The sequence below is a fragment of the Sphingomonas sp. 77B genome (assembly GCF_056497825.1).
Map to the genome: position 1 here is coordinate 1,548,121 of NZ_JBWMBY010000001.1, position 23,589 is coordinate 1,571,709.

General features: G+C 65.7%; 25 protein-coding genes, 1 tRNA gene and 1 pseudogene. 14 read left to right on the top strand and 13 right to left on the bottom strand.

Annotated elements, in window-relative coordinates; all coding sequences use genetic code 11:
- Positions 1-102: 102 nt before the first annotated feature.
- Positions 103-1,596, bottom strand: coding sequence for a replicative DNA helicase (locus tag AC1GI4_RS07175; RefSeq protein WP_479629080.1), 1,494 nt, complete (start codon positions 1,594-1,596; stop codon positions 103-105).
- 98 nt (positions 1,597-1,694) lie between these two features.
- Here AC1GI4_RS07175 and AC1GI4_RS07180 point away from each other — a divergent pair, with 98 nt between their 5' ends.
- The 5 genes and pseudogenes from AC1GI4_RS07180 to dcd all read left to right on the top strand — a co-directional run bounded on the left by AC1GI4_RS07180 (position 1,695) and on the right by dcd (position 5,341).
- Complete coding sequence (locus AC1GI4_RS07180; protein ID WP_294269113.1) at positions 1,695-2,177, top strand: UPF0262 family protein; 483 nt, start codon at positions 1,695-1,697, stop codon at positions 2,175-2,177.
- Complete coding sequence (locus tag AC1GI4_RS07185; protein ID WP_294269116.1) at positions 2,177-2,851, top strand: GH25 family lysozyme; 675 nt, start codon at positions 2,177-2,179, stop codon at positions 2,849-2,851. Before AC1GI4_RS07180 ends, AC1GI4_RS07185 begins: the two co-directional genes overlap by 1 nt.
- Positions 2,848-3,300, top strand: a complete 453-nt coding sequence (locus AC1GI4_RS07190) for a cytidine deaminase (protein ID WP_433909849.1) — start codon at positions 2,848-2,850, stop codon at positions 3,298-3,300. The genes AC1GI4_RS07185 and AC1GI4_RS07190 overlap by 4 nt, the downstream gene beginning before the upstream one ends.
- A gap of 533 nt (positions 3,301-3,833) precedes the next feature.
- A pseudogene (locus AC1GI4_RS07195) lies at positions 3,834-4,591 on the top strand (IS5 family transposase).
- Positions 4,592-4,786: 195 nt separating this feature from the next.
- Positions 4,787-5,341 (top strand): dCTP deaminase, encoded by a 555-nt coding sequence (gene dcd, locus AC1GI4_RS07200; RefSeq protein ID WP_042486309.1) that lies wholly within the window; start codon positions 4,787-4,789, stop codon positions 5,339-5,341.
- Positions 5,342-5,471: 130 nt separating this feature from the next.
- On the opposite strand, the gene AC1GI4_RS07205 is transcribed toward dcd, so the two are convergent.
- From AC1GI4_RS07205 to AC1GI4_RS07225, 5 genes are all read right to left on the bottom strand, one after another.
- The gene (locus tag AC1GI4_RS07205) at positions 5,472-5,831 is read right to left on the bottom strand and encodes a tetratricopeptide repeat protein (protein WP_479629081.1); all 360 of its coding nucleotides are present in this window, start codon (positions 5,829-5,831) and stop codon (positions 5,472-5,474) included.
- 474 nt (positions 5,832-6,305) lie between these two features.
- Positions 6,306-6,731 (bottom strand): ExbD/TolR family protein, encoded by a 426-nt coding sequence (locus AC1GI4_RS07210; RefSeq protein ID WP_433909847.1) that lies wholly within the window; start codon positions 6,729-6,731, stop codon positions 6,306-6,308.
- A 34-nt stretch (positions 6,732-6,765) separates the two neighbouring features.
- Positions 6,766-7,239: an ExbD/TolR family protein gene (locus AC1GI4_RS07215; protein WP_433909846.1), complete on the bottom strand. Its 474-nt coding sequence runs from the start codon at positions 7,237-7,239 to the stop codon at positions 6,766-6,768.
- Positions 7,240-7,338: 99 nt separating this feature from the next.
- Positions 7,339-8,133 (bottom strand): MotA/TolQ/ExbB proton channel family protein, encoded by a 795-nt coding sequence (locus AC1GI4_RS07220; protein ID WP_433909845.1) that lies wholly within the window; start codon positions 8,131-8,133, stop codon positions 7,339-7,341.
- A 57-nt stretch (positions 8,134-8,190) separates the two neighbouring features.
- On the bottom strand, positions 8,191-8,874 hold the full coding sequence (locus AC1GI4_RS07225) for an energy transducer TonB (protein WP_433909844.1): 684 nt from the start codon (positions 8,872-8,874) through the stop codon (positions 8,191-8,193).
- Between the two features lie 215 nt (positions 8,875-9,089).
- Here AC1GI4_RS07225 and AC1GI4_RS07230 point away from each other — a divergent pair, with 215 nt between their 5' ends.
- The gene (locus AC1GI4_RS07230; RefSeq protein WP_479629082.1) at positions 9,090-9,998 is read left to right on the top strand and encodes a hypothetical protein; all 909 of its coding nucleotides are present in this window, start codon (positions 9,090-9,092) and stop codon (positions 9,996-9,998) included.
- Here AC1GI4_RS07230 and AC1GI4_RS07235 read toward each other — a convergent pair.
- A complete protein-coding gene (locus tag AC1GI4_RS07235) occupies positions 9,974-10,261 on the bottom strand; it encodes a Rossmann fold domain-containing protein (protein WP_294273491.1) in 288 nt (95 codons plus the stop codon). The two genes, AC1GI4_RS07230 and AC1GI4_RS07235, sit on opposite strands and share 25 nt — an antisense overlap.
- A gap of 5 nt (positions 10,262-10,266) precedes the next feature.
- Positions 10,267-10,635, bottom strand: a complete 369-nt coding sequence (locus tag AC1GI4_RS07240) for a dihydroneopterin aldolase (RefSeq protein WP_042486371.1) — start codon at positions 10,633-10,635, stop codon at positions 10,267-10,269.
- A 112-nt stretch (positions 10,636-10,747) separates the two neighbouring features.
- On the opposite strand from AC1GI4_RS07240, the gene AC1GI4_RS07245 reads away from it, so the two are divergent.
- The 4 genes from AC1GI4_RS07245 to AC1GI4_RS07260 are packed head-to-tail and all read left to right on the top strand — an operon-like array spanning position 10,748 to position 13,610.
- A complete protein-coding gene (locus AC1GI4_RS07245; RefSeq protein WP_479629084.1) occupies positions 10,748-11,287 on the top strand; it encodes a GNAT family N-acetyltransferase in 540 nt (179 codons plus the stop codon).
- 12 nt (positions 11,288-11,299) lie between these two features.
- Positions 11,300-11,872: a DUF1285 domain-containing protein gene (locus AC1GI4_RS07250; RefSeq protein ID WP_479629085.1), complete on the top strand. Its 573-nt coding sequence runs from the start codon at positions 11,300-11,302 to the stop codon at positions 11,870-11,872.
- Positions 11,869-12,462 carry a CoA pyrophosphatase gene (locus AC1GI4_RS07255; protein WP_479629086.1) on the top strand — a complete coding sequence of 198 codons (594 nt, stop codon included), beginning with the start codon at positions 11,869-11,871 and terminating at the stop codon, positions 12,460-12,462. Before AC1GI4_RS07250 ends, AC1GI4_RS07255 begins: the two co-directional genes overlap by 4 nt.
- Positions 12,450-13,610, top strand: a complete 1,161-nt coding sequence (locus tag AC1GI4_RS07260) for a CCA tRNA nucleotidyltransferase (RefSeq protein ID WP_479629087.1) — start codon at positions 12,450-12,452, stop codon at positions 13,608-13,610. The genes AC1GI4_RS07255 and AC1GI4_RS07260 overlap by 13 nt, the downstream gene beginning before the upstream one ends.
- On the opposite strand, the gene AC1GI4_RS07265 is transcribed toward AC1GI4_RS07260, so the two are convergent.
- The 3 genes from AC1GI4_RS07265 to AC1GI4_RS07275 all read right to left on the bottom strand — a co-directional run bounded on the left by AC1GI4_RS07265 (position 13,601) and on the right by AC1GI4_RS07275 (position 18,415).
- Positions 13,601-15,271 carry a putative bifunctional diguanylate cyclase/phosphodiesterase gene (locus AC1GI4_RS07265; protein WP_479629088.1) on the bottom strand — a complete coding sequence of 557 codons (1,671 nt, stop codon included), beginning with the start codon at positions 15,269-15,271 and terminating at the stop codon, positions 13,601-13,603. The genes AC1GI4_RS07260 and AC1GI4_RS07265 overlap by 10 nt on opposite strands.
- 343 nt (positions 15,272-15,614) lie before the next feature.
- A complete protein-coding gene (gene parC / locus AC1GI4_RS07270) occupies positions 15,615-17,867 on the bottom strand; it encodes a DNA topoisomerase IV subunit A (protein ID WP_479629089.1) in 2,253 nt (750 codons plus the stop codon).
- A 155-nt stretch (positions 17,868-18,022) separates the two neighbouring features.
- Positions 18,023-18,415, bottom strand: a complete 393-nt coding sequence (locus AC1GI4_RS07275; RefSeq protein ID WP_294273469.1) for a hypothetical protein — start codon at positions 18,413-18,415, stop codon at positions 18,023-18,025.
- Positions 18,416-18,692: 277 nt separating this feature from the next.
- Here AC1GI4_RS07275 and purC point away from each other — a divergent pair, with 277 nt between their 5' ends.
- From purC to purQ, 3 genes are read left to right on the top strand one after another with little or no spacing between them, the layout of a single operon-like run.
- A complete protein-coding gene (gene purC, locus AC1GI4_RS07280; RefSeq protein ID WP_007405170.1) occupies positions 18,693-19,472 on the top strand; it encodes a phosphoribosylaminoimidazolesuccinocarboxamide synthase in 780 nt (259 codons plus the stop codon).
- A complete protein-coding gene (purS, locus tag AC1GI4_RS07285; RefSeq protein ID WP_042486357.1) occupies positions 19,473-19,703 on the top strand; it encodes a phosphoribosylformylglycinamidine synthase subunit PurS in 231 nt (76 codons plus the stop codon). It abuts the gene before it with no gap.
- Entirely contained in the window at positions 19,703-20,371 is a 669-nt protein-coding gene (purQ, locus tag AC1GI4_RS07290; protein ID WP_294270697.1) for a phosphoribosylformylglycinamidine synthase subunit PurQ, read from the top strand. The genes purS and purQ overlap by 1 nt, the downstream gene beginning before the upstream one ends.
- 471 nt (positions 20,372-20,842) lie before the next feature.
- Here the strand turns inward: purQ and AC1GI4_RS07295 are convergent, their stop codons facing one another.
- Entirely contained in the window at positions 20,843-21,577 is a 735-nt protein-coding gene (locus AC1GI4_RS07295; protein ID WP_479629090.1) for a queuosine precursor transporter, read from the bottom strand.
- A gap of 81 nt (positions 21,578-21,658) precedes the next feature.
- On the opposite strand from AC1GI4_RS07295, the gene AC1GI4_RS07300 reads away from it, so the two are divergent.
- Positions 21,659-21,735: transfer RNA gene (locus AC1GI4_RS07300), tRNA-Arg, on the top strand.
- Here the strand turns inward: AC1GI4_RS07300 and AC1GI4_RS07305 are convergent.
- Positions 21,694-23,343: a recombinase family protein gene (locus tag AC1GI4_RS07305; protein ID WP_479630371.1), complete on the bottom strand. Its 1,650-nt coding sequence runs from the start codon at positions 23,341-23,343 to the stop codon at positions 21,694-21,696. The genes AC1GI4_RS07300 and AC1GI4_RS07305 overlap by 42 nt on opposite strands.
- Positions 23,344-23,589: the final 246 nt, after the last annotated feature.

Genomic DNA, 23,589 nt, shown 5'->3' on the forward strand with positions numbered 1-23,589 from the left:
GCCTCCGTTCGCACGGAGCGAAGTCGAAGTGCACGCCCCGAACCATGTGGCCAGGGATGAGCGTGGCCTTCGACTTCGCTCAGGCTGAACGGAGGGTATGGCTCAATACCCCGCAAAATCCGTAAACCGCGTGATCGTCGGGTCGAACTTCATCACCACCTTGCCGGTCGCACCGTGACGCTGTTTCGCGACGATCAGTTCGGCCAGGCCGTAGACCCGCTCCACCTCGGTCGCCCATTTCGCGTGATCCTCGAAGACCTTGCCGTCATCGCCTTCCATCGGGCGCTTGGGCTCGCGCTGCATCATGTAATAGTCTTCGCGGAACACGAACCAGACCATGTCGGCGTCCTGCTCGATCGAGCCCGATTCGCGAAGGTCGGACAGCATCGGGCGCTTGTCCTCGCGCTGCTCGACCGCACGGCTCAGCTGGGACAGCGCCAGCACCGGCACGTTCATGTCCTTGGCCAGCGTCTTGAGCCCGCGCGAAATCTCCGAGATTTCCTGCACGCGGTTGCCCTCGGACGACTTGCCCGATCCGGTCAGCAGCTGGAGATAGTCGACCACGACCAGACCCAGTTCGTTGTTCAGCCGCCGCTGAAGCCGCCGGACGCGGGTGTGCAGCGCGGAAATGGTCAGGCCGCCGGTATCGTCGATGAACAGCGGCAACTGCTCCAGTTCGGCGGCGGCGGCGGCAAGCTGCGCGAACTCATTGCGGCTGATCTTGCCCATGCGCAGCGCTTCGGAGCTGATCCCGGACTGCTCGGCCAGGATACGCGTCGCCAGCTGGTCGGCCGACATTTCGAGGCTGAAGAACGCGACCTTGGCACCGACCGACTCGGAGGGCGGAATGCCGTCCTGCATGTCGCGCATCCAGCGGCGCGCGGCGTTGAACGCGATGTTGGTGGCGAGCGAGGTCTTGCCCATGCCCGGACGGCCCGCCAGGATCATCAAGTCGGAGCGGTGCATACCGCCGATCTTGGCATTGACCGAGTCCAGACCCGTGGTGATGCCCGAGACATGGCCGCCGGAGTTCAGCGCGCGCTCGGCATTCTTGACCGCCATGGTGGTGGCCTGGGAGAAGCTCTTGACCGCATTCTCGGAACCCCCGTCCGCCGCGACCTTGAACAGCTCATTCTCGGCCAGCTCGATCTGCGCGCGCGGGTTCACCTCTTCCGAAGTGTCCATCGCCCGGTCGACCAGCGTCCGCCCCACCGTTACCAGCGCGCGCAGCATGGCCAGGTCATAGATCTGCGTCGCGAACTGCCGCGCGCCGATCAGGCTCGCCCCCGATCCGGTCAGTTGCGCCAGATAGGACGGCCCGCCCAGCGCCTTCATCCCCTCATCCGCCTCGAACATCGGGCGCAGGGTGACAGGCGTCGCCAGCATGTCGGTGGCGCGCAGATTCTTGATCGCGGAGAAGACGCGGCCATGCACCGGGTCAAAGAAGTGCTCCGGGTCCAGCCTGTCGACCAGATCGTCGGCCAGCCGATTGTCGATCATCATCGCGCCCAGCAGCGCGGCCTCCGCCTCGGTATTGTGGGGGAGCTGCTGCGGCTCGGTGGCGGCAGCGGGGTTCTGAAATGCGAGGGTGGCCATTTCTCCGGCGTTAGCGCGAAGAGGCGCCGGATGAAAACGCATTCAGTCGATCAGCGCGGGATTTGCGGCGCACGCGCTTCGCGACTATCCCCGTGCGCATGGCCGATCCGCGGATCATATCCATCGAACTCGACGAGCGCAGCCTGGGCTGGCGCTCGGCCGATGTCGAGCAGGAGCGGCGGATCGCGATCTTCGACCTGATCGAGGAAAACTACTTCGCGCCGCAGCGGCCTCAGGCGGACGGCTATGCCGGGCCCTACCGCATCAAGCTGGAGTCCGAAGAAGGGCGGCTCGGCATCCACATGCACCGCGAGGATGGCACGCATATCGAGACCCTGGTGCTGGCGCTCGGGCGGTTCCGGCGGCCGATCAAGGATTATTTCGCGATCTGCGACAGCTATTACCAGGCGATCCGCGCCGCCACGCCGCAACAGATCGAGACGATCGATATGGCCAGGCGCGGCATCCATAACGACGCGGCGCAGATGCTGAAGGAGCGGCTGACCGGCAAGATTGAGGTCGATTTCGACACCGCACGCCGCCTCTTCACACTGCTCTGCGTCCTGCATATCCGCAACTGATGGCGATTCTCTGGAAAATCGGGGCCGGGCTGCTGGCGCTGGGTGCGATCAGCGCGGGCGGGCGGCACTGGGTCACGCATTGGCAGCCCTCGACCGAACATTATCCGCTCCAGGGCATCGACCTGCCCGAGAACCCTCCCGCCGTCGAATGGCGGACGCTGCGCGCGAACGGCGCCGACTTCGCCTATCTGGTCGCGACCTCGGGCACCGACCGGCGCGATCCGTCGTTCGAAGGGAATTGGGACGCCTTGCCTGAGGCCGGGATGCGGCGCGGCGCGATCCATATCTATTCGCTGTGCCAGCCTGCCGCGGCGCAGGCCGATGCCTTCAACATCTTCGTGCCGCGCGCGGGCGATGCGCTGCCCACCGCGATCGACCTGTCCTTTCACGACGATTGCACCGCCCGGCCCGACCGTGCGCAGCTGGTCGCCGACCTGACCCGCTTCGTGTCGATGGTCGAGACTCATACCCGCAAGCCCGTCATGCTGCGCGTGTCCAAGGCGTTCGAGCGCGAATACACCGTCACTGCCGCACTTGATCGTCCGGTCTGGGCGATCGGCAATCTGTTCAAACCCGATTATGCCGCGCGCCCCTGGCGCATGTGGCGTGCCAGCGATTTCCGCCGGGTCGAGGGGGTGGAAGGCCCCGTAAACTGGGACGTCGTCACGCCATGAATGCCACCGATACACATGCTTTGATCGCCGCCGCTCGTGAGGCCGCGCGCAACGCTCATGCCCCCTATAGCCGTTTTGCGGTCGGCGCAGCGTTGCTGATGCAGGACGGCTCGGTGGTGACGGGCGCGAATTTCGAGAATGCGAGCTACGGCTTGTCGCTCTGCGCAGAGACGGTTGCGATCGCCACCGCCTCGGCCGCCGGGCGGCTGCGCGAGATCGTCGCGATCGGCGTGATCGGCGGCGCGATGGACGGGGACGGCGTGCCCACCGGCACCAGCCCGGTCAGCCCCTGCGGACGATGCCGTCAGGTCATCAACGAAGCCGCCCAGATGGGTGGCCGCGACCTGCCCGTCCATTGCGGCGCGGCGGAGGGGGACGCGGTACGAACCTATCGCCTGTCCGAGCTGCTGCCGGATGCTTTTGGCCCGGCGGATCTGGGGATCGGCTGAGGCCCCACGCAAAAATCCGAAGATTTGGTTCGCGCGGAGACTCGGAAAAGAAGAAGTCTCAGCGTGGCATAAGATGGCCTCACCCCTCCCCTTCAGGGGAGGGGCCGCGGGTGGGGCGCCTACGCAAGCGTGCTGTTCGGGGCGAGGCCCCACCCCACCCCCTGCGGGATTTCGACTGCGAAACTCCCCCTCCTCCATCCCGGCGAAGGCCGGGATCCAGTTGCGGGGCGATTGTCCGTTACTCTTGTGATTGCCCAACTGGGCCCCGGCCACCGCCGGGGGCGTGCATGTTCCTAGACAGTGATGACGTTGCCTTGGACCAAGGAGAGCCCCTTCCCTTCAGGGGAGGGGTTGGGGTGGGGCCTCGCCACGGGCAGCACGCTTGCGGAAGCGCCCCACCCCCAGCCCCTCCCCTAAAAGGGAGGGGTGAGTTAATCTCATGTCATCATGGCCTAGGCCGGATCGACATTCAGGATTCCCAAACCCGTTGCAGGGTGATTCATAGGCATCCGTGTCAAAGCGCGGAGGGAGCGATGGGGATCAAGCGTTACGAGTTGAGCGAGGCGCAATGGTCGCGGATTGCGTCGCTGGTTCCGGGCAAGACGACTGATCCCGGCCGAACGGGTTCGGACAACCGCTTGTTCGTGAATGGATGTTTGTGGGTGCTGCGCTCGGGCGCACACTGGTGCGACCTGCCGGAGCGCTATGGCAAGTGGAAGACGGTGCACCGGCGCTTCAGCCGCTGGTGCCATGGCGGCGTCTGGGAGCGCGTGTTCGAGGCGCTGACGGCCGACCGGGACAACCAGTATCTGATGATCGACAGCACCATCGTTCGCGCCCATCAACAGGCTGCGACCGGAAAAGGGGGGGCGAGGATCAGGCGCTGGGGCGTTCCCGAGGTGGACTGACGACCAAGATCCACATGCTCGCCGACACGTTCGGCCGGCCCTTACGCTTCCGCATCACGCCAGGGCAAGCCAGCGACATCGCCTCCGCATCCGATCTGCTCGAAGGCCAGCAGGCCGGGGCGGTGCTGGCCGACAAAGCCTATGACGGCAACGACTTGCGCGACCGGATCGCAGGCATGAACGCCACGGCTGTCATCCCGTCAAAACACAACCGCAAGGTCGCCATCCCGCACGACGAAGACATCTACAAGCATCGCAATCAGATCGAGCGATGCTTCGGACGCCTCAAGCACTTCCGACGCTTCGCCACCCGCTACGATCGCCGCACCATCCACTTCACCGGATTTGTCCACCTCGCCGCCGCCATGATCTGGCTACGATGAATGTCGATCCGGCCTAGGTCTCCCGACTCCCGGCGGCGACCTACCATCGCGTACGATCGGATACGTCCTCTCCTCACCTCAGCGCGAACATCATTCTTCCTTGCGCCTCCGCGTGAGCCCCCCCCTTTTTGGCGGTTGCCGCTTGCCCTGTCCCCGCGATCCGGCGATGAGCGGCCAAACCTGAAGGGAATGAAGATGTCGATCCTGTCCGACCGCTGGATTCGCGAGGCCGCGCAGACCCAAGGCATGATCGAACCATTCGTCGAGAGCCAGCGGCGCGACGGCTGTATCAGCTATGGCCTGTCCTCCTATGGCTATGACGCGCGGGTGGCGGACGAGTTCAAGATCTTCACCAATGTTGACAGCGCGGTCGTTGACCCCAAGGACTTTGCGTCGAACAGCTTCGTCGACCGCAAGACCGATTGCTGCATCATCCCGCCCAACAGCTTCGCGCTGGCGCGGACGGTCGAATATTTCCGGGTGCCGCGCGACGTGCTCGTCATCTGCCTGGGCAAGTCGACCTATGCCCGTTGCGGGATCATCGTGAACGTAACGCCGCTGGAGCCGGGCTGGGAAGGTCATGTGACGCTGGAGTTTTCCAACACCACGCCGCTGCCCGCCAAGATCTACGCCAATGAGGGCGCGTGCCAGTTCCTGTTCCTGAAGGGTAACGAGCCCTGCGAGACCAGCTATGCCGACCGCGCGGGCAAATATATGGGTCAGCGCGGTGTCACGCTGCCTCGATTGTAAGGGTTAGGCCGCAGCGGGCGTCGATCCGGGCGACTAGCAACGGCAGGTCGACACGGCCCTTCGCCAGGCCGTTCACGGCCGATCGGGCACGTCCAGACGCGTCGGCGTCCGGACCTGCCCTTGGACCATCTTAACGTGCGGCGATCGTCTGCGGCAAATGGCGCAGACCGGTGCGGGCCACGGTGTGCGACGACAGGATCACGCCCGATGGCATGTCCATGGCGACCGCCTTTTCCTTCAACACGGCGTCATACAGCGCGCGTGCGTCGGCGGCGCGCCCCGTCTTCGAATAGACGGCGGCCAGGTTGAGCATCAGCTCCGGGCTGTTCGGATCGGTACGACGTTCTTCGAGCAGCGTCCGCTCGGCCACGTCGAGATGGCCCGCTGCAATTTCCTGAAACCCCGTGCGCTGCGGCCAAGAATCCTGGGCCATGGCCGGGGCTGCCACGCCCGCCGCCGCCACAAGCAACACCGAAACCACTCCACGCATAACCCATCTCCTATGTTTCATTTTTGTGACTTGAGAGTGTCACTTTTATGAAACGTGCGCAAGCGCGCAAAGATGCGGCGGTTTGGATGAAGCCTGCTCGTTGCGGGACGTGGTTATCGGGGGGAACGCCAAGCGGGGGACGATCCAAGTGATCCCCACCTTGCGGGTGGATTGGAGGGGTCGAAGCCGAGCGGGGGATCCGGCGGAAAGAAGGCACCACTTTCGTGAAGATTTTTGCTGTCGGGCAGAGCGCGCAGCGTGGCCTTCGACTTCGCTCAGGCTGAACGGCGTTCAGGTCAAGCACCTGAACCCGCGATGCAGGGCGGGGAAGGGGCGAGGAGCGCCCCCAATCGCCGTTCAGCCTGAGCGAAGTCGAAGGCCAAGGCCGAGGCCAAGGAAATCCCTGCCCCAGCACGAAAAAAGGCGGCCTCCGAAGAGACCGCCTCATTTCATCATCGACCTGATCGAAAGCGATCAGAAGTCGTTGCGATACTGCTCGTTGCCGATGAAACCGAGCTTCGTCACCGCCGAACGCTTGATGATGGCCAGGGTCTCGTCGACCTTGGCATACTTGGCGTCGGGGGCCGGCTGGAAGTGCAGTTCGGGTTCCGGGTTCATCGCGGCGGTCTGGTCCAGGAACTGGCGCAGCGTCACCTCGTCGACCGGGGCACCGTTCCAGGTAACCGTACCGGCGGCGTCGATACCGATCTTGTTCTTCTCGGTATTCACGACCGGCGTGTTGGTCTTCGAGTTGACCGGCAGGTCGACCTTCACCGCGTGAGTCTGGATCGGGATGGTGATGATGAACATGATGAGGAGCACGAGCATGACGTCGATCAACGGCGTCGTGTTCATGTCCATCATCGGCTCGCCATCATCAGATCCGGCGCTCATTGCCATGGCGTGCTAACTCCTATTCTGTCCGCCCGGCCGATCAGGCGCGGGGGTTGCCGCCGGGGGGCGGCTCGGAGATGAAGCCGACACGGGCGAAACCGGCCTGCTGCATCGTGTAGATGGTGCCACCGACACACCGATACGGCGCGTTCACGTCAGCGCGAATGTGAACTTCGGGAAGCTGATCGGCCGTGATATTCGGCCCGAGCCGCTCGATTTCGGCCTTCAGCTTTTCGACCGCGCGGGTACGCAGTTCGTCCGAGCTGACCGGCGTCAGGTTCCAGTACACCTTGCACTGGCCATTCTCGCTGGTCACCGAGAGCGACACGTTTTCCGGCTTCGTCGTCGTAGGTTCGAAGCGGACGTTCGGCAGCTTCAGCGGAACGGTCTGAATCACGACCGGAACCGCGATCAGGAAGATGATGAGGAGCACCAGCATGACGTCCACGAGGGGCGTCGTGTTGATCTCCGACATCGGTTTCTCGGCGGAGTCACCGCCAACGCTCATCGCCATGAGAGAGCTATCCTATCCATGCATTCTTGCGCCGCCCCGAATGAGCGGCGGGGGGTGGCGGGGCGACCATCCGGAGATGGCCGCCCCGCCCCCTTAAGCTCAGGCGCGGGTCTGAACGCCACCGGCCTGACCGGCGGTGGTGGTGCCAGCAGGCGCCTTGACGGCGGCAGGCTTGGCCGCACCGGCGATCGCCGGACGAACCGCACCGTTCGAGGCCAGGAAGCCCAGCACGTCGTTCGAGAACGACGACAGGTCTTCCGCGATGCCCTTGTTACGACGCTGCAGCCAGTTGAAGGCGAGCACCGCCGGAACGGCGACGACGAGACCCAGAGCGGTCATGATGAGCGCTTCACCGACCGGACCGGCGACGGCGTCGATCGAGGCCTGGCCCGACGAGCCGATCTTGATGAGCGCGCGGTAGATGCCGATAACCGTACCGAACAGACCGATGAACGGTGCGGTTGCACCGACGGTCGCCAGGAAGGCGAGACCGCCGCCCAGCTTCGAGTTGATCGCGGCTTCCGAACGCGCCAGCGAGCCGTGCAGCCAGTCATGCGCTTCGACCGGATCGGTCAGCTTCGAGTGCTGGTCCTGCGCGGCCAGACCGTCGTCGACGATCTGCTTGTAGGCCGAGTTCTTCTCGAGCTTGGCCGAGCCCTCGCGCAGCGAGTTCGACGACCAGAAGCCCTGACGGACGCGCTTGGCCTGGTTGATGATCTTCTGCTGCTCGAACAGCTTCGAGAACAGGATGTAGAACGACACGATCGACATCAGGCAGAGGATGGTGAACACCGACTGCGAGATGAGGCCGCCTTCCTTGAGAGCCTGGCCGAGACCGTAGGGGTTTTCGGCACCGGCCGCGGCGCCGCCCGCGGCGAGGATGGTGGTGAGCATGGTTGGTTAGGTCCTCTGACTAAAGCGTTGAATTTTTAAGTTCGGCCTAAAAAGCCGTTATTCCTGCGGCAGCTGCCAGCGTACCGGAAGCGTGTAGGACGACGTGATCGGGTTGCCCGCACTGTCGAGCGCAGGCGAGAAGCGCACGCGCGCCTTCGCGATGCGACACGTCGTATCGTCGAGCGCACGGTTGTTGCTGCTCGTCGTCACGACGCAATCGGTGACGCGACCGTCCGTACCGACCGTCAGCTTGGCGACCACGCGACCTTCCGCGCCTTCGCGCTGGGCCGAGGGCGGATAGGCATCGGGGCCGAAGAACTGACCCGGGTTACCCTTCAGGCCAGCGGCCTTCGAGATAGCGGGCGGTGCCGGCGGCGCAGGCGGGGCCGGCGGCGCAGGCGGTGCCGGCGGCGCGGTCGGCTGGCTGAGCGGAATCACCGTGGTCGTCGAGATCGTCGGCGCCTGGGTCGGCACGTTGACGATCGGCGGCGGGGTCACGACCGTCGTCGGCGGCGGCGGAACATTGGGCTGTTCCGGCGGCGGCGGGGGCGGCGGTTCCTCCGGCGGAGGTGGGGGCGGCGGCTCTTGCACGTCGAACGTGTTGAGCTTCTCGGTCGCCTTCTTCACGTACTGGTAAGCCAGCCCCGTGACGAAGGCATAGCCCAGGGCAGCATGGATGAGCACGACGATAACGATCGCGACCACCTTGCCCCCGGACATCTTCTGGTCAGTATAGGCCATTCAGCAACGAAACTCCTCAGTCTGCCAGTTTCGCCTCGCCGTAGCGTGGGGACGTGGGAAACTCCTGCCATGCTCTTGCGGCATGCGGCAGAGCCTTGAACCCTATCGTGACGGCTGGCGCGGCGCAATCAGTTTGTCGGACGTAATAAACGTACAACCTGCGCATGACGAAATTATTTCTGTACCGTTAATGTGCAAAGGAGTAGCGCGAAGCTATGAATTCCCTGTCCCACGCCATCCGCGCTGGCGCTTTGACGCTGTCGATTCCCCTATTCGCCGCCCCCCTGCCCGCCCAGATCGCCACTGCGCCGTCCGCCCGGCCGGGTGATTCGATGGCAGCGCAGGCAGGAATGGCACCCATGGGGCCGGGCTATGCCGATCTGGCCGATCTGGTGCTGTCGGCGCCGGTGATCGCCGACGTGACCATCCGGTCGGCGACCGCGATCAAGGGCGCGGAGGCCGCCGGGGTCGCACCCGGCCATCAGCGTTTCTACATCGAGGCCGATGTCGGCACGCTGATCCGCGGCGCGGGCGGCCTGCCTGCGCGGGTCGGCTATCTGTTCGATGCCGCCACCGATACGCGCGGCCGGGCGCCCAAGCTCCGGAAGATGCGGGTGCTGATCTATGCTCGCCGCGTGCCCAATGCCGCCGACCAGCTCCAGCTGGTCGCACCCGACGCGCAGTTGCCCTGGACACCCGATACCGAGCAGCGCAGCCGAACCATCGCCCGCGACGCCCTGTCGCCCGACGCGCCGCCAGTCATCACCGGGGTCGGCAACGCCTTTTACGTGCCCGGCAGCCTACCCGGCGAAGGCGAGACCCAGATTTTCCTGACCACCGCCAACTTTCGCCCCGTCTCGCTGTCGGTATTGCGTCGGCCGGGCGAGGAGCGCCGCTATGCCGTGGCGCTGAGCGAGATCGTGGACGAGTCCGCCGCCCCCCCGGCGCGCGACACGCTGCTCTGGTACCGGCTCGCCTGCGCGCTGCCGGATTCGCTGCCCGATCGAAGTACCGCCTCGCTGACGCCGGAAGACGCCCAGGCGGCGCGCGACGACTATCGTTTCGTGCTGCAAAAGCTCGGCCCCTGCGGGCGCGAGCGTCAGATGCCGACCGCCAGCGACTGACCCGTGACCGCGTGCGCGGCGGCGAGATAATCGACCGCCGCCGCGATCGCCTCGTCCGCAGCCCCCTCGGCCGGGATCACCGCGTTGATCCGCGCGCCCGGCGCCGCCGCGATGGCGAGCGGGGCGATCGCCGCCTCGACCATCGCCTGGGACAGCGCGTCGCGACCGGGACGGATGACCAGCACCAAATCCTCACCGGGATGCCCGGCGACCACGCCTGCGATATCGGCGTCGGGCGCCAGATCGACTCGCCGCGCCGTCACGCGCGTCAACGGCGGTGGCGGACCAGCGTGATGCCGATCGCCTCGCCATCCTCGGCGATCGCCAGCTTCACGATCTTCACCTGCACGCGGCGGACCCGCTTGTCCTGAAGGAACAGCGTGTCGCAGATATGGTCGGCAACCCCTTCGATCAGCGTGAAATGCACGCCCTCGGGCAGCTGGGTCGCAGCATGTTTCAGATCGAGATAGTTTTTGGACTCGGTCAGCGGGCTGTCGGGCGTGTAGCGCGCCGGACAGTCGAGATCGACGGTCAGCGAGATGCGCAGCGGCTGCGGCAGGTGCGTTTCCTCGGAATAGATGCCGGTCAGCACCTGGACTTCGAGGTCGTGGACTTCGAGCTGGAGACGGTCTTCCATTCCCGCGCCTGTAGCAGAGCGCGCGCCGAAGGAAAGCTTGCATCCCCCCGCCGTCGCGCTAAGGGCGCGCGTCCCCCTCCCCGCACCACCGGACTTCAGCTTCTTGACCGTGATGACCGCCCTTGTCCCGCTCGACGCGGTCGCACCCGATGCGGTCGAGGCTTTGCTGGACCGCGCCTTTCCGCCCGGACGGCAGGCGCGCACCGCCTATAAGGTGCGGGGCAGCGTGCGGCCGATCGCTTCGCTGTGCTTTGCCGCGGTCGAGGGGACCCGCCTGATCGGATCGATCCAGTGCTGGCCGGTCGCCCTGACCGACGACGACGGCCGCGCGCATCCGATGGTCATGGTCGGCCCGGTCGCGGTCGAACCGGAGCATCAACAGGGCGGGATCGGGCGCGAACTGCTCCGCCACATGCTCGATGCCGCCGCCGCGCAGGGGCTGGACCGCGCGCTGATGCTGATCGGCGACCCGGAATATTATGGCCGTTTCTTCGGCTTTTCCGCCGAGCGCACCGCCGACTGGCGCCTGCCCGGCCCGGTCGAGCGACACCGGCTGCTGGCGCGCGGGCCCGACGTGCCTGCACTCGTCGGGATGCTCGGCCCCGATACGGGGCAGGGCCAGGGTCTTTACCTGCCCGGCCAGCATCCCTAACTCGGTCGCATCATGCCGATGGCACCGCCCCCCGATCTGTCCGCGCTGAGCCTGGCCGAAATCGTCCAGGCGATGGAGGCGCAGAAGCTGCCCCCCGTCTCGCAATGGCACCCCAGCCATTGTGGCGACAGCGAGATGCGGATCGCGCGCGACGGCACCTGGTTTCATCAGGGCAGTCCGATCACCCGGCCCGCCATGGTCCGCCTGTTCTCCACCATATTGCGGCGCGAACCCGATGGCCGCCATGTGCTGGTCACGCCGGTCGAAAAGCTCGACATCGCGGTCGAGGACGCGCCTTTCGTCGCCACCGCGCTGAAGGCCGAAGGACAGGGTGAAAACGGACGCCTGGTGTTCCAGCTCAACACCGGCGATCTGGTCGCGGCGGGGCCGGAGCATGGTCTGCGCTTCGTCGAGGGCGAGGATGGCCCCCGCCCCTATGTGCATGTCCGGGACCGGCTGGAAGCGTTGATCGCGCGGCCGGTCTATTACGAACTGGCCGAACGCGCGCTGGCGGGTGACGGCGATGCGCCCGGCGTGTGGAGCGACGGCGTCTTCTTTCCCCTGACGCCCTCGCCCGCCGCATGACGCTGGCCGAAAGGCTGGCAGCGGCGATGGCGCGGATACCGGCGACCGACCTGCTGACCGGCGACGGTGTCGAGCCGCACGAGATCGGCGCGACGCCCACCGCCGCCGCCGTGCTGGTGCCCGTGACCGATCGGGCGGAGCCGGGCGTGCTGCTGACCCAGCGAACCGAAACCTTGCGCAACCATGCCGGACAGATCGCCTTTCCCGGCGGCCGCGCCGACCCCGGCGACGCCGATCTGGTCGCGACCGCGCTGCGCGAGGCGGAGGAGGAGATCGGGCTGCCCCCCGCCACCGTCACCGTCGTCGGACTGGCCGATCGCTACCGCACCGTCACCGGGTTCGAGGTGACGCCGATCGTCGGCGTCATCCCGCCCGACCTGACACTGACCCCCGCCGAGGCGGAAGTCGCGGACCTGTTCGAGGTGCCGCTGTCCTTCCTGCTCGACCCTGCCCATCACCACCGGGTCAGCGCGCCGTGGCGCGGGCGGACCCGCCATTTCTACGAGATATTATGGAACGACCGGCGCATCTGGGGCGCGACCGCGGCGATGATCGTCAACCTGTCACGGCGGATGCAATGGACGGCATGACGCCCGGCACCGCGCCTTGGGCCGACCGCCCCGAGCTGATCGCCCTGGCCGAGCGGCTGGAGGGGCGTTTCGTCGGCGGCGCGGTGCGGGACATGCTTCTGGGCCTGACCGTCGCCGATATCGACCTGGCGACGCCGCTGTCGCCCGAGACGGTGATCGACCGGGTGCGCGCCAGTGGATTCAAGCCGGTGCCGACCGGCATCGCGCATGGCACGATCACGGCCGTCCTGCCCGACGGGCCGGTCGAGGTCACGACGCTGCGCCGCGACGTGTCGACCGATGGCCGCCATGCCGTCGTCGCCTTTACCGACGACTGGCGCGAGGACGCAGCGCGGCGCGATTTCACGATGAACGCGCTCTATGCCGATCCCGCGACCGGCGAACTGTTCGATTATTTCGGCGGTCTGGACGATCTGAAGGCCGGGCGGGTGCGCTTCATCGGCGACCCTTTGCAGCGGATCGCCGAGGATCATTTGCGCATCCTGCGCTTCTTCCGTTTTCATGCGCGGTTCGGCCATGCGGTCGACGAGGCCGGGCTGGCGGCCTGTGCGGCGCGGGCCAACGATCTGATGGCGCTGTCACGTGAGCGGATCGCGGCGGAACTGCTGAAACTGCTGGTCGCCGCCCGCGCCGTCCCGGTCGTGGCGCTGATGGTCGAGCACGGCATCTTCCGTGCGGTCATCCCCGAAATCGACGCCAGCGGCGTGGAACGGTTGCGTCAGGTCGCCGAGCGTGAGGATGCGGCGGGGATCGCGCCGGATGCCATCCGGCGACTCGCCGCGCTCTTACCCCCGGACGCAGCGGAAAATGTCGGCGCGCGGCTGAAGCTGTCCAACACGGATCGCAAGCGCCTGATCGCCGCGACGGCGGGGCCAGGCGAGGAAGGGCCTCGCGCGCTGGCCTATCGCACGGGGCTGACCAGCGCGGTGGATCGGCTGTTGCTCGCGGGCGAGCCGGTCGAGTCGATTCGCGACTGGACACCCCCTTCCCTGCCGCTGACCGGCGGTGCGCTCGTCGAACGCGGGATCGGCAAGGGGCCGGAGGTGGCGCGGCTGCTTCGCCGAATCGAGACCCAATGGATTGCGGAAGGTTTCCCCGACGCCGAACGGGTCGGTCAGATTGCCGACGCGGCGGTGGCTCAGGCCTGATCGGCGATCATCGCCCAGGCGGCTTCGGGATCGAGCGGGCGGGCATAGTAATAGCCTTGCCCGTGGCTGCACCCCAAAGCGGCCAGCGTCTGGCCCAGTTCGACCGTTTCGATCCCCTCGGCGGTGGTCTTCATGCCCAGCGCCTGCGCCAGGCCCAATATGGCGCGGACGATGGCGATCTTGTCGCGGTCGGCCAGCATCCCCGACACGAAGCTGCGGTCGATCTTCAAGATGTCGATCGGCAGTTTCTGGAGATAGGCAAGGCTGGAATAGCCGGTGCCGAAATCGTCCATCGCAATGGTCGGGCCGAGCTTCTTGAGCGCGTTCATGATCGCGCTGACCCGGTCGGGATCGCCGACGATGGCGCTTTCGGTCAGCTCCAGGATCAGCCGCTCCCCCGCCACGCGCGCCTTGGCCAGCGCCGATTCGATGACCGCCGGGATGTCGTCACGCTGCAACTGGATCGCCGAGACATTGACCGACATGCGCACGCCGCAGTTCCCGCCCGCGCGTCGGTCCCACTCCGCCAGCTGCAGCAACGCCTGATTGGCGGCCCAGCGCCCCAGCGGCACGATCAGCCCCGATTCCTCGGCGACGGGGATGAAGTCGACCGGCGAATGATCGCGGCCGTCCGCATCGCGCCACCGGGCCAGCGCCTCGAACGCGATGGTCCGGCCGGTGCTCAGGTCGCAGATCGGCTGATAGGCGAGATGAAGTTCTTCCTGCCCGATCGCCCGGCGAAGCGCGGTTTCCATCGCGAATTGCGCCCGCGCGATGGTGAAGGCCTGGGGATGATAGACTTCCGTCCGCCCCGCCGCCTTGGCGTGCTTGACCGCGAACTGGGCGTGGCGGATCAGCTCCTCGGCATCGCCGTCCGGCCCTTCGTTAAAGGCGATACCGACCGATGCCTCGACATTGACTTCATAGTCGGTCAGCCGGAACGGTGCGCGCAGCGCCCGGTCGATCCGGTCGGCAAGGACATGCGCCTCCGCCTCGCTGCCGTCGATCATCATCAGGATGCCGAACTCGTTACCGCCGATCCGCCCGATCGAGTCGCGCGACCGCAGCGCCCCCTTCAGGCGGCGCGCCACGGTGATGAGCAGTTCGTCACCGACCAGCGAGCCCATGCACGCATTCAACCGGCTGAAGCGGTTCAGGTCGATGACCAGCACCGCATGGCGCTGGCCATTGGCCATCATCGCCTCGATCAGGTCACCAAAGCCCTGTCGGTTGGGCAGCCCGGTCAGGCTGTCGGTCGTCATCTCGCGGCGAAGGCTGCGCTCGGTATGGTGCTGCGCGGTATGGTCGACCAGCATCAGCACGCAGCTGTCACCCTGATCCTCGCTCGCGCGGGTCAGCGTGGCGCGGAAATAGCGGCAGTCGATCACGTCGCCGACCGATAGCGGGAACTCGATCGAGGACTGGGCCGAGGGCAGGAAGGCATCGATTCGCTTGGCGACCTCGGCCAGCAACATGGCCTTGGTCCGCGAGTCGTTCAGTGCGGCACGGGTATAGGCGTCGTTGGTCGCGACGATGATGGGCTGGCCCTGCACGAACGCGATTTCCGCCGCCGGAATCGCCATGATCCCGATCGCGCACGACGCCAGCGACCCGAAATTCGGGTTCGTCGGGCGTTGCGTCGGATGAGCGATCGTTGCCATCAGTCACCCGCGTAACCGCGCGAACGTTAAGAGCGCCTAAAATTCCACAAAAAATCCGGTTAACAAGGGATTGCCCCGCGACGAAGATCGCCGTCATGGCGCGGTGAGTATCCACGCCCTCACCCGTAAGGTGAGGAATCTCAAAGACTAGGCCGGATCGACATTCACGTCATTCCTCCCCTTGCAGGGGAGGTGACAGGCCGAAGGCCTGACGGAGGGGTGTTCCGGTTGAAGAGGTTGGACTTTCCTCACCACCGGCGACACCCCTCCACCATGCTGCGCATGGTCCCCCTCCCCTTGCAGGGGAGGAATATTTGGCATTCTACTTGAACGTCGATCGGCCCTAATCGAATCGATTGTCGCGGGGGAAGCCGGTCGGCGGCATCCGCCCCGCCGCGCCGCGCGCGGTGCGCCAGGCCGACAGGTCGGTTTCGGTGCGCACGCGCCCGCTCTCCCCGCCCATCGCCCAGCTGAGTCCGTCCTTGAAGACGAACGTCGTCGCATCCGACAGCCCGCCGTCGCGGTAGCGCTGGAGCTGGACGCCGGTGCCGCGCGACAGCTCGACGAACTCGGTCAGCGGAAAGACCAGCAATTTGCGGTTGTCGCCGATCGCCGCGACATAATCGTCCTCCGCGCCCACCGGCCGCACGACCTTCAGGCTGGCACCCGCCCGCGGGGTCAGCACGGTCTTGCCCTTGCGGGTCTCGGCGATGGTGTCGGCGGTCGGCACGACGAAACCGCGTCCGTCCGACGCGGCGACCAGCAGCTTCACGGCCCGCGCGGCAGGCAGGAAGCCCACGATGCCGATCGATCCGTCCAGGTCGATCATCGCGCGCACCGGCTCGCCAAAGCCGCGCCCGCCGGGCAGCTTGTCCGCCGCCAACGTAAAGAATCGCCCGTTCGCCGCCGCCAGGAGCAGCTTGTCGGTCGTCTGCGCATGGAACGCAAAGGCCGGGCCGTCGCCTTCCTTGAACTTCGAGGTGTCGGCCGAGGCGAGGTCGACATGCCCCTTCATCGCGCGAATCCAGCCGCGCTGCGACAGGATGACGGTGATCGGCTCGCGCTCGATCATCGCCTCCAAGGGGATGTCGCGGGTCGGCGCCGCTTCCTCGATCAGCGTACGGCGCGCGCCCAGCGCGGTTTCCGGGCCATAGCGGTCGCGGATCTTGCCCAGATCCTTCTTCATCCGCGTCCGCTGGCGCTGTTCGGAGCCGAGCAGCAGGGTCAGCTGTTCGCGCTCCTTGTCGAGCTTGTCGCGCTCGCCGCGTATCTCGAACTCCTCCAGCCGCCGCAGGGAGCGCAGTCGCATGTTCAGGATCGCCTCGGCCTGCCGGTCGGTCAGGCGAAACTCCTCGATCATCACCGCCTTGGGCTCGTCCTCGGTGCGGATGATCTCAATCACCCGGTCGAGGTTGAGATAGGCGACCAGATAACCGTCGAGCAGCTCGATCCGGTCGGCGATCTTGCCCAAACGATGCTCGGAGCGGCGGCGCAGCACCACGAACTGATGCTCGACCCAGGCGGCCAGCGCTTCGCGCAGGGACATGACGCGCGGGGTGCGGTCCTTGTCGAGCACGTTGAGGTTCAGACTGACCCGCGTCTCCAGATCCGAAAAGCGAAACAGTCCGTCCATCAGCACCTGCGGATCGACGGTGCGCGCGCGCGGTTCGAGGACGATGCGGACCTGCGCATCCGATTCGTCGCGCACATCCGCCAGGATCGGCAGCTTCTTGTCGTTGATGAGCGTCGCGATCTGTTCGATCAGCTTACCCTTGGCGACGCCGTACGGGATTTCGCTGATGACGATCTGCCAGCCGCCGCCCTTTTCGCGCTCGATCTCCCAGCGGGCGCGGACACGAAAGCCGCCCCGCCCCGTGGTGTAGCTTTCGCGCAGGATGGCGGGCGCATCGACGACCATGCCGCCGGTCGGGAAGTCCGGTCCCTTGACCAGCGCCAGGATCGCGTCGTCATCCGCATCCGGCTGATCGACCAGCAGGATCGCGGCCTCCAGCAGCTCGGCGGCGTTGTGCGGCGGGATGCTGGTCGCCATGCCGACCGCGATGCCGCTGGCGCCGTTCGCCAGCAGGTTCGGGAACAGGCCGGGGAACAGCTCGGGTTCCTGCTCCTCGCCATTATAGGTCGGGCGATAGGCGACGGCGTCCTCGTCCAACCCGTCCATCAGGTCGATCGCGACCTGGGTCAGCCGTGCCTCGGTATAGCGGTACGCGGCGGCGTTATCGCCATCGATATTGCCGAAATTGCCCTGCCCGTCGACCAGCGGATAGCGCAGCGCGAAATCCTGCGCCAGGCGGACCATCGCGTCATAGACCGACTGGTCGCCATGCGGGTGGTATTTACCGATCACGTCGCCGACGACGCGCGCGCACTTCTTGTAGCCCGAGGCCGGATCGAGCTTGAGCAGCCGCATCGCCCAGAGCAGCCGCCGGTGCACTGGCTTCAGGCCATCACGCACATCGGGCAGCGAGCGCGCGGTGATGGTCGACAGCGCATAGACCAGATACCGCTCCGACAGCGCGCTGTCGAAGGGTGCGTCCAGAATGCCGACGGGAGGATTGTCGCGGAGATCGATCGCCATGGAAGCCCAGCTTCTAGCAAGCCCGTGAGGTCGGGGCAATCGGGCGGATCAAATCAGGAACGCGATCCCCATTCGGCAGGATCGGATCGCCCCAGATGCGACAAAGCGGGCGCGATCGGTATCGCACCCGCTTCATCGGTCGCGCCATCAGTCGATTACGGCTGGGTCGCGACGGCCTGGGTCACATCCTGCTGGAACTGGTTGCCACGGGCGACCGTGCAGTTCTGGAAGGCGACGGGCGTAAAGGTCTCGACCCCGGCGACATCCTCGTCGGTCTTCACCTTGCCATGCGGTCCACGAACCGGCTGGAAGGCGATGGCTTCCGGGTGGAAGGTGGCGAGAACGTCGGCGGTATCACGGCAGGCCACGGTGCGTTCGGCACCACGGTTGTTCTTGATGACCGCGATCGCTTCCATACCATTGGGCTGCGGGACATGGGCCTGTTCATAGACCAAAGGCTGCTGCGCCATCTGCATCGGCCGCGCCATCGCAGTTCCTGCGGTCAGCATCAGGGCCCCACCAACAACACCGATCATCAGCTTGTTCATGACTTCCTCCTTTGCAAGCATCGATAGAACCCATTACTTGAAAGATCGGTTTCCGAAACTTTCCACCTTACGGCCTTTTAATCATTCCACAAAAATCTATTCATCATGGATCGGACATTACCGGATTTTAATCTTGAGATGCCCGCATTCCCATCGGGCCCGCCCGGATGGCCCAGCTCCATTGCGCCGCCGCATCGCATCCATTATAGGCGCGCCATCCCGCCTCGGGCCTCAGCATGGGGGCGCCGGGGCTGTACTCATTTCAGGGGACCGCCGCATGGCTCGCCGCCGCCAAATCTACGAAGGCAAGGCCAAGATCCTGTACGAGGGCCCCGAGCCCGGCACGCTGATCCAGTATTTCAAGGACGATGCCACCGCGTTCAATGCCCAGAAGAAGGGCACGATCAACGGCAAGGGCGTGCTGAACAACCGTATCTCCGAGCATGTCTTCACCATGCTCGACCATATCGGCGTTCCGACCCATTTCATCCGCCGCCTGAACATGCGCGAGCAGCTGATCCGCCAGGTCGAGATCGTGCCGATCGAGGTCGTGGTGCGCAACGTCGCGGCGGGCTCGCTGTCCAAGCGGCTGGGCATCGAAGAGGGCGTGAAGCTGCCCCGCACGATCATCGAATATTATTACAAGGACGATGCGCTGGGCGACCCGATGGTCACCGACGAGCATATCGCCTGCTTCGGCTGGGCCAGCCAGGAAGAGATGCACGACATCGCCGACCTGGCGATCCGCGTGAACGACTTCCTGTCGGGCATGTTCGCAGCGATCGGCATTCGTCTGGTCGACTTCAAGCTGGAATTCGGCCGCATCTGGGACAATGACTTCGGTCGCATCATCCTGGCCGACGAGATCAGCCCCGATGGCTGCCGCCTGTGGGACATGACCACCAACGAAAAGCTGGACAAGGATCGCTTCCGTCGCGACCTGGGCGGCGAGGTGGAAGCCTATCAGGAAGTGGCGCGCCGTCTGGGCCTGCTGCCCGAGGGGGGCGACACCGCCGTCCTCGACCTGGAAGAACACCGCAAGAGCCGGGGCAAGTAAATGAAGCTCAAGATTTTCGTCACCTTGAAGCCCGGCGTGCTCGACCCGCAGGGCAAGGCGATCCACCACGCGCTGGAAAGCCTGGGCTTTGCAGGCGTCAACGACGTGCGCGCGGGCAAGCTGATCGAGCTGGAAGTCGCCGACGCGACCACCGACGCGCAGATCGACGAGATGTGCCGCCAGCTGCTCGCCAATACCGTCATCGAGAACTACCGGGTGGAGCGCGCCTGATGAAGACCGCAGTCATCGTCTTTCCGGGCTCGAACTGCGACCGCGACCTCGCCGTCGCGCTGGAGGCGGTGACGGGCGTCAAGCCGGCCATGGTCTGGCACGGCGACAGCGAGCTTCCCGAGGGGCTGGGGTTGATCGGTGTGCCGGGCGGCTTCTCCTATGGCGATTACCTGCGCTGCGGCGCGATCGCGGCCCGTTCGCCGATCATGCGCGCGGTGGTGGATGCGGCGAACAAGGGCACGCCGGTGTTCGGCGTGTGCAACGGCTTCCAGGTGCTGGCCGAGACCGGGCTACTGCCGGGCGCGCTGATGCGCAACCGCTCGCTCAACTTCGTGTGCCGCGACGTCGACCTGGAGGTCGCGAACACCGACAGCGCGTTCACCCGCCTGTACCAGCAGGGCGAGACGATCCGCATTCCGGTCGCGCATCATGACGGCAATTACTTCGCCGACACCGACACGCTCGACCGCCTCGAAGGCGAAGGCCGCGTCGCCTTCCGCTATGCCGAGGACGTCAACGGCTCGGCCCGCAACATCGCGGGCGTGCTGAACGAGAAGCGCAACGTGCTGGGCATGATGCCCCATCCCGAACGCCGCATCGAAGCCGCGCACGGCGGCGACCATGGCCGCCGCCTGTTCGAGGGCCTGCTGGAGATGGTGGGCGCGTAACTCCCACCCTCCGTTCAGCCTGAGAGACGTCGAAGGCCACGGGATGACATTTGAAAAGGGGAAGCGAGACAACTTGCTTCCCCTTTTTTATTTGCGCGAAGCCGCGAAGACGCAAAGAGGATATTGGTTCGCGCGGAGGCGCGGAGAACGCGGAGGTGGTTCGCATTTGGAAACGGCTTCTCGCCTCACTATGGCTGCTTAGAGCATGATGACATGAGATTAACCCACCCCTCCCCTTCAGGGGAGGGGCCGGGGGTGGGGCGCCTCCGCAAGCGTGCAGCCCGTGGCTATGCCCCACCCCAACCCCTCCCCTGAAGGGGAGGGGCTCGCCTTTTGTCAAAGGTAACGTCATCACAGTCTAGCAAATATCGCAGCTGACGCTGCGTACGACCTCTTTGCGTCCTCCGCGTCTCCGCGCCTCCGCGCGAACAAAATCTCAAACGCTTCGCGCCATCGCGGCTTCGCGTGAACTCAAACCTTCGCCCGGAACGGCGAAAAGTCCGTCCCCTCATCGAACACATCCACCCCTTCGGCCCGCTTCAGCCAGCCGACGATCAGATAGGTGACCGGGGTCAGGAGGACTTCCCAGCCGACCTTCAGCGCCCATTGGGTGAACAGCACCACGACCACCAGATGGGGCGTCCACCCCACCGCGCCCCAGAATGCCAGCGGGTAGAAGATCAGGCTATCCACCCCCTGCCCCACCAGTGTTGAGCCGATCGTCCGCGACCACAGATGCCGTCCGCCGGTCCAGACCTTCATGCGCGCCATGACATAGGCATTGGCAAACTCCCCCGCCCAAAAGGCACAGACACTGGCCAGCACGATGCGCGGCACCTGGCCGAAGATCACCTCATAGGCCGCCTGGTTGGTCCAGCTTGGTGCCGGAGGAAGTGCCACCACCACATAGCTCATGAACGCCATGAACAGCACCGCCGCCGTCCCCGCCCAGATCACCCGCCGCGCGCGCGCATAGCCATAGACTTCGGTCAGCACGTCGCCGATGACATAGCTGAGCGGAAAGAACAGGATGCCCGCCCCGAACGGCCACTCGCCCACGACCGGCAGGGTGATGACCGCCACCTTGCCCGCGCCGATGACGTTGGACAGCAGCAGGATGGTGACGAAGGCCGCCATGACGAAGTCGAACCAGCGGAAAGCCCCGCTTCCCATCTCCCGGTTCGCCACCACCCGTTCCACGCTCATGCCGATCCCTTTCACCAAGCGAACCGACATTTATCGCCATTCCCAACCCACGCAAACCACGCTAGGGACACCGCCATCCGCGCGTCCGTAGCTCAGTTGGATAGAGCAAGGAGCTTCTACCTCCTCGGTCGGGGGTTCGAATCCCTCCGGGCGCGCCATTTCCGTTCAGCTTTGGGCACTGCGGCTCCCGGCGTCTGGGACGCCATGATGGCCAATTCCAGCATCGCGTTGCGCCCCGTGATCCGCACCTCGCGGTCGCCGACCTCGACGCGGTCGACGAGCAGGTAGATGTATTCCTTGCGCGTCCTGCCGTCCGACTCGTCCAGCTTACGGAGAAGCAGATCGCCGAACCGGGCGATGATCGCAGGCGTGATTCGCCGATCACCGGCGTCGAGCTGCCGTTCTAGAACGGCGATGTCCGCCTGCGTGCTGGCCTTCTGCGCGCGGATGTTGCCCAGTTCGGCGGCGACTTGCGGATCGTCCGGGCTGAGCACCTCCAGCCGGACCAGCTTGATCACGCGGGCGCTCTCGTCATCGAGCTGGGTCAGCCGCGCGCGGAGCCGCTTCAGTTCGGCCGCGCGCTCGGCGACGGCGGTTGCGGACCGGTCCAGCCATGTCTGGAGAAGCGCGGTCAGCCGTTCCGGCTGAACGAGATGGCGGGTCACGGCGCCGACGACCAGATCGTCCAGCTGCCCCATCGGGACGCGACGCCCCGAGCATGCATCCGGCCCGCGCTTGATTCGCGCCGAACAGGCGTAATAGCGATACTGGCCGGACTTGCCGGTGCTGGTCATCATCCCGGCGCCGCAGCCGTCCCCGCCGCAACCGCAGACCGCGCGGCTGGTCAGCAGATTCGTGTTGGTCTTCGCAGCCGCTTCGCCCATTCGCGGGTCGCGATCGGCCATCTGCTGGCGAACCGCGTAGAACGTTTCCTCGTCGATGATCGGGGGGACCGGGATCGGCACCCATTCGCTTTCCGGCCGCGTCTCGCCCGTGCGCGGGTCCCGGCGGTTGAAGATGACGTAGCCGATATAGGCGGTGTTGGTCAGGATGTTGTGCAGCGTGCCGATGCTGAGCCGCTTGCCCCGGATACGGTAGCCGCGCTCGTTCAGGTGATGGGCAAGGCCGGTGACGCCGATCGGACCCCTGGCCGTGCCCTCGCGATAGGTCTTGAAGATGTAGCGGACCATGTCGACCGTCTCGGGATCATGCTCCAGCTTCTTGCGGTCCTTGCCGCGCGCCTGCGGCACGGCGTAGGTGCGGAAGCCGATCGGCGGCGTCTGGCCGTTCCAGAAGCCGTTGACGGCATTGGCTACCATGGTGCGGCGAACGTGCTTGGCGTTCTCGGCGGAATGATATTCGTCGAAGATGGCGAGCATCGACACGGCGAGGTCGGATGCGGGATCGTCGCCGAAATTCTGCGTCACCGAGATGATGCGGATCTTCTTGCGGCGCAGCCGTTCGCGATACTGCATGAAGTCGAGTGCGTTGCGGAACAGCCGCGACAGCGAATGTGCGAGGATGATGTCGACCGGATGCTCGTCCGATTCGGCAAGCGCGATCATCTCGCGAAAGGCACGGCGATGATCGTCGGTGGCGCTGCCCGCCTCCGAGAAGACGCGGACGGCCTGGGCGCCATGATCCTCGATCCAGCGCTCGGCGGTGGCGATCTGATCCGGCAGCGACAGGTCGTTCTTCTCCTGCCGCGTGGTCGATACCCGCGCATAGACGAAGACACGCTTACCCGCGAACGTTTCGGTTCCCATGACCAGGCCTTTCGAACAGCGCGGCGATCTCGCCGCCGAACAGCCGGTCGATCAGTGCGACCTCCTGTTCAAGGGTCGACCATGAATCGTCGAAGGCCGCGCTGACAAGCCGCGGATCGTTCATGCGCGCATCACCGACCAGCGACGCGGAGGTCGCCTGGTTCGTTGGAGGTGATGCACGCCGGCTCATGGGCCGGGCGTGGCAGGTTCAGCGCGACGCCGTTGCGGGGGGCGCTCGCGAATCTT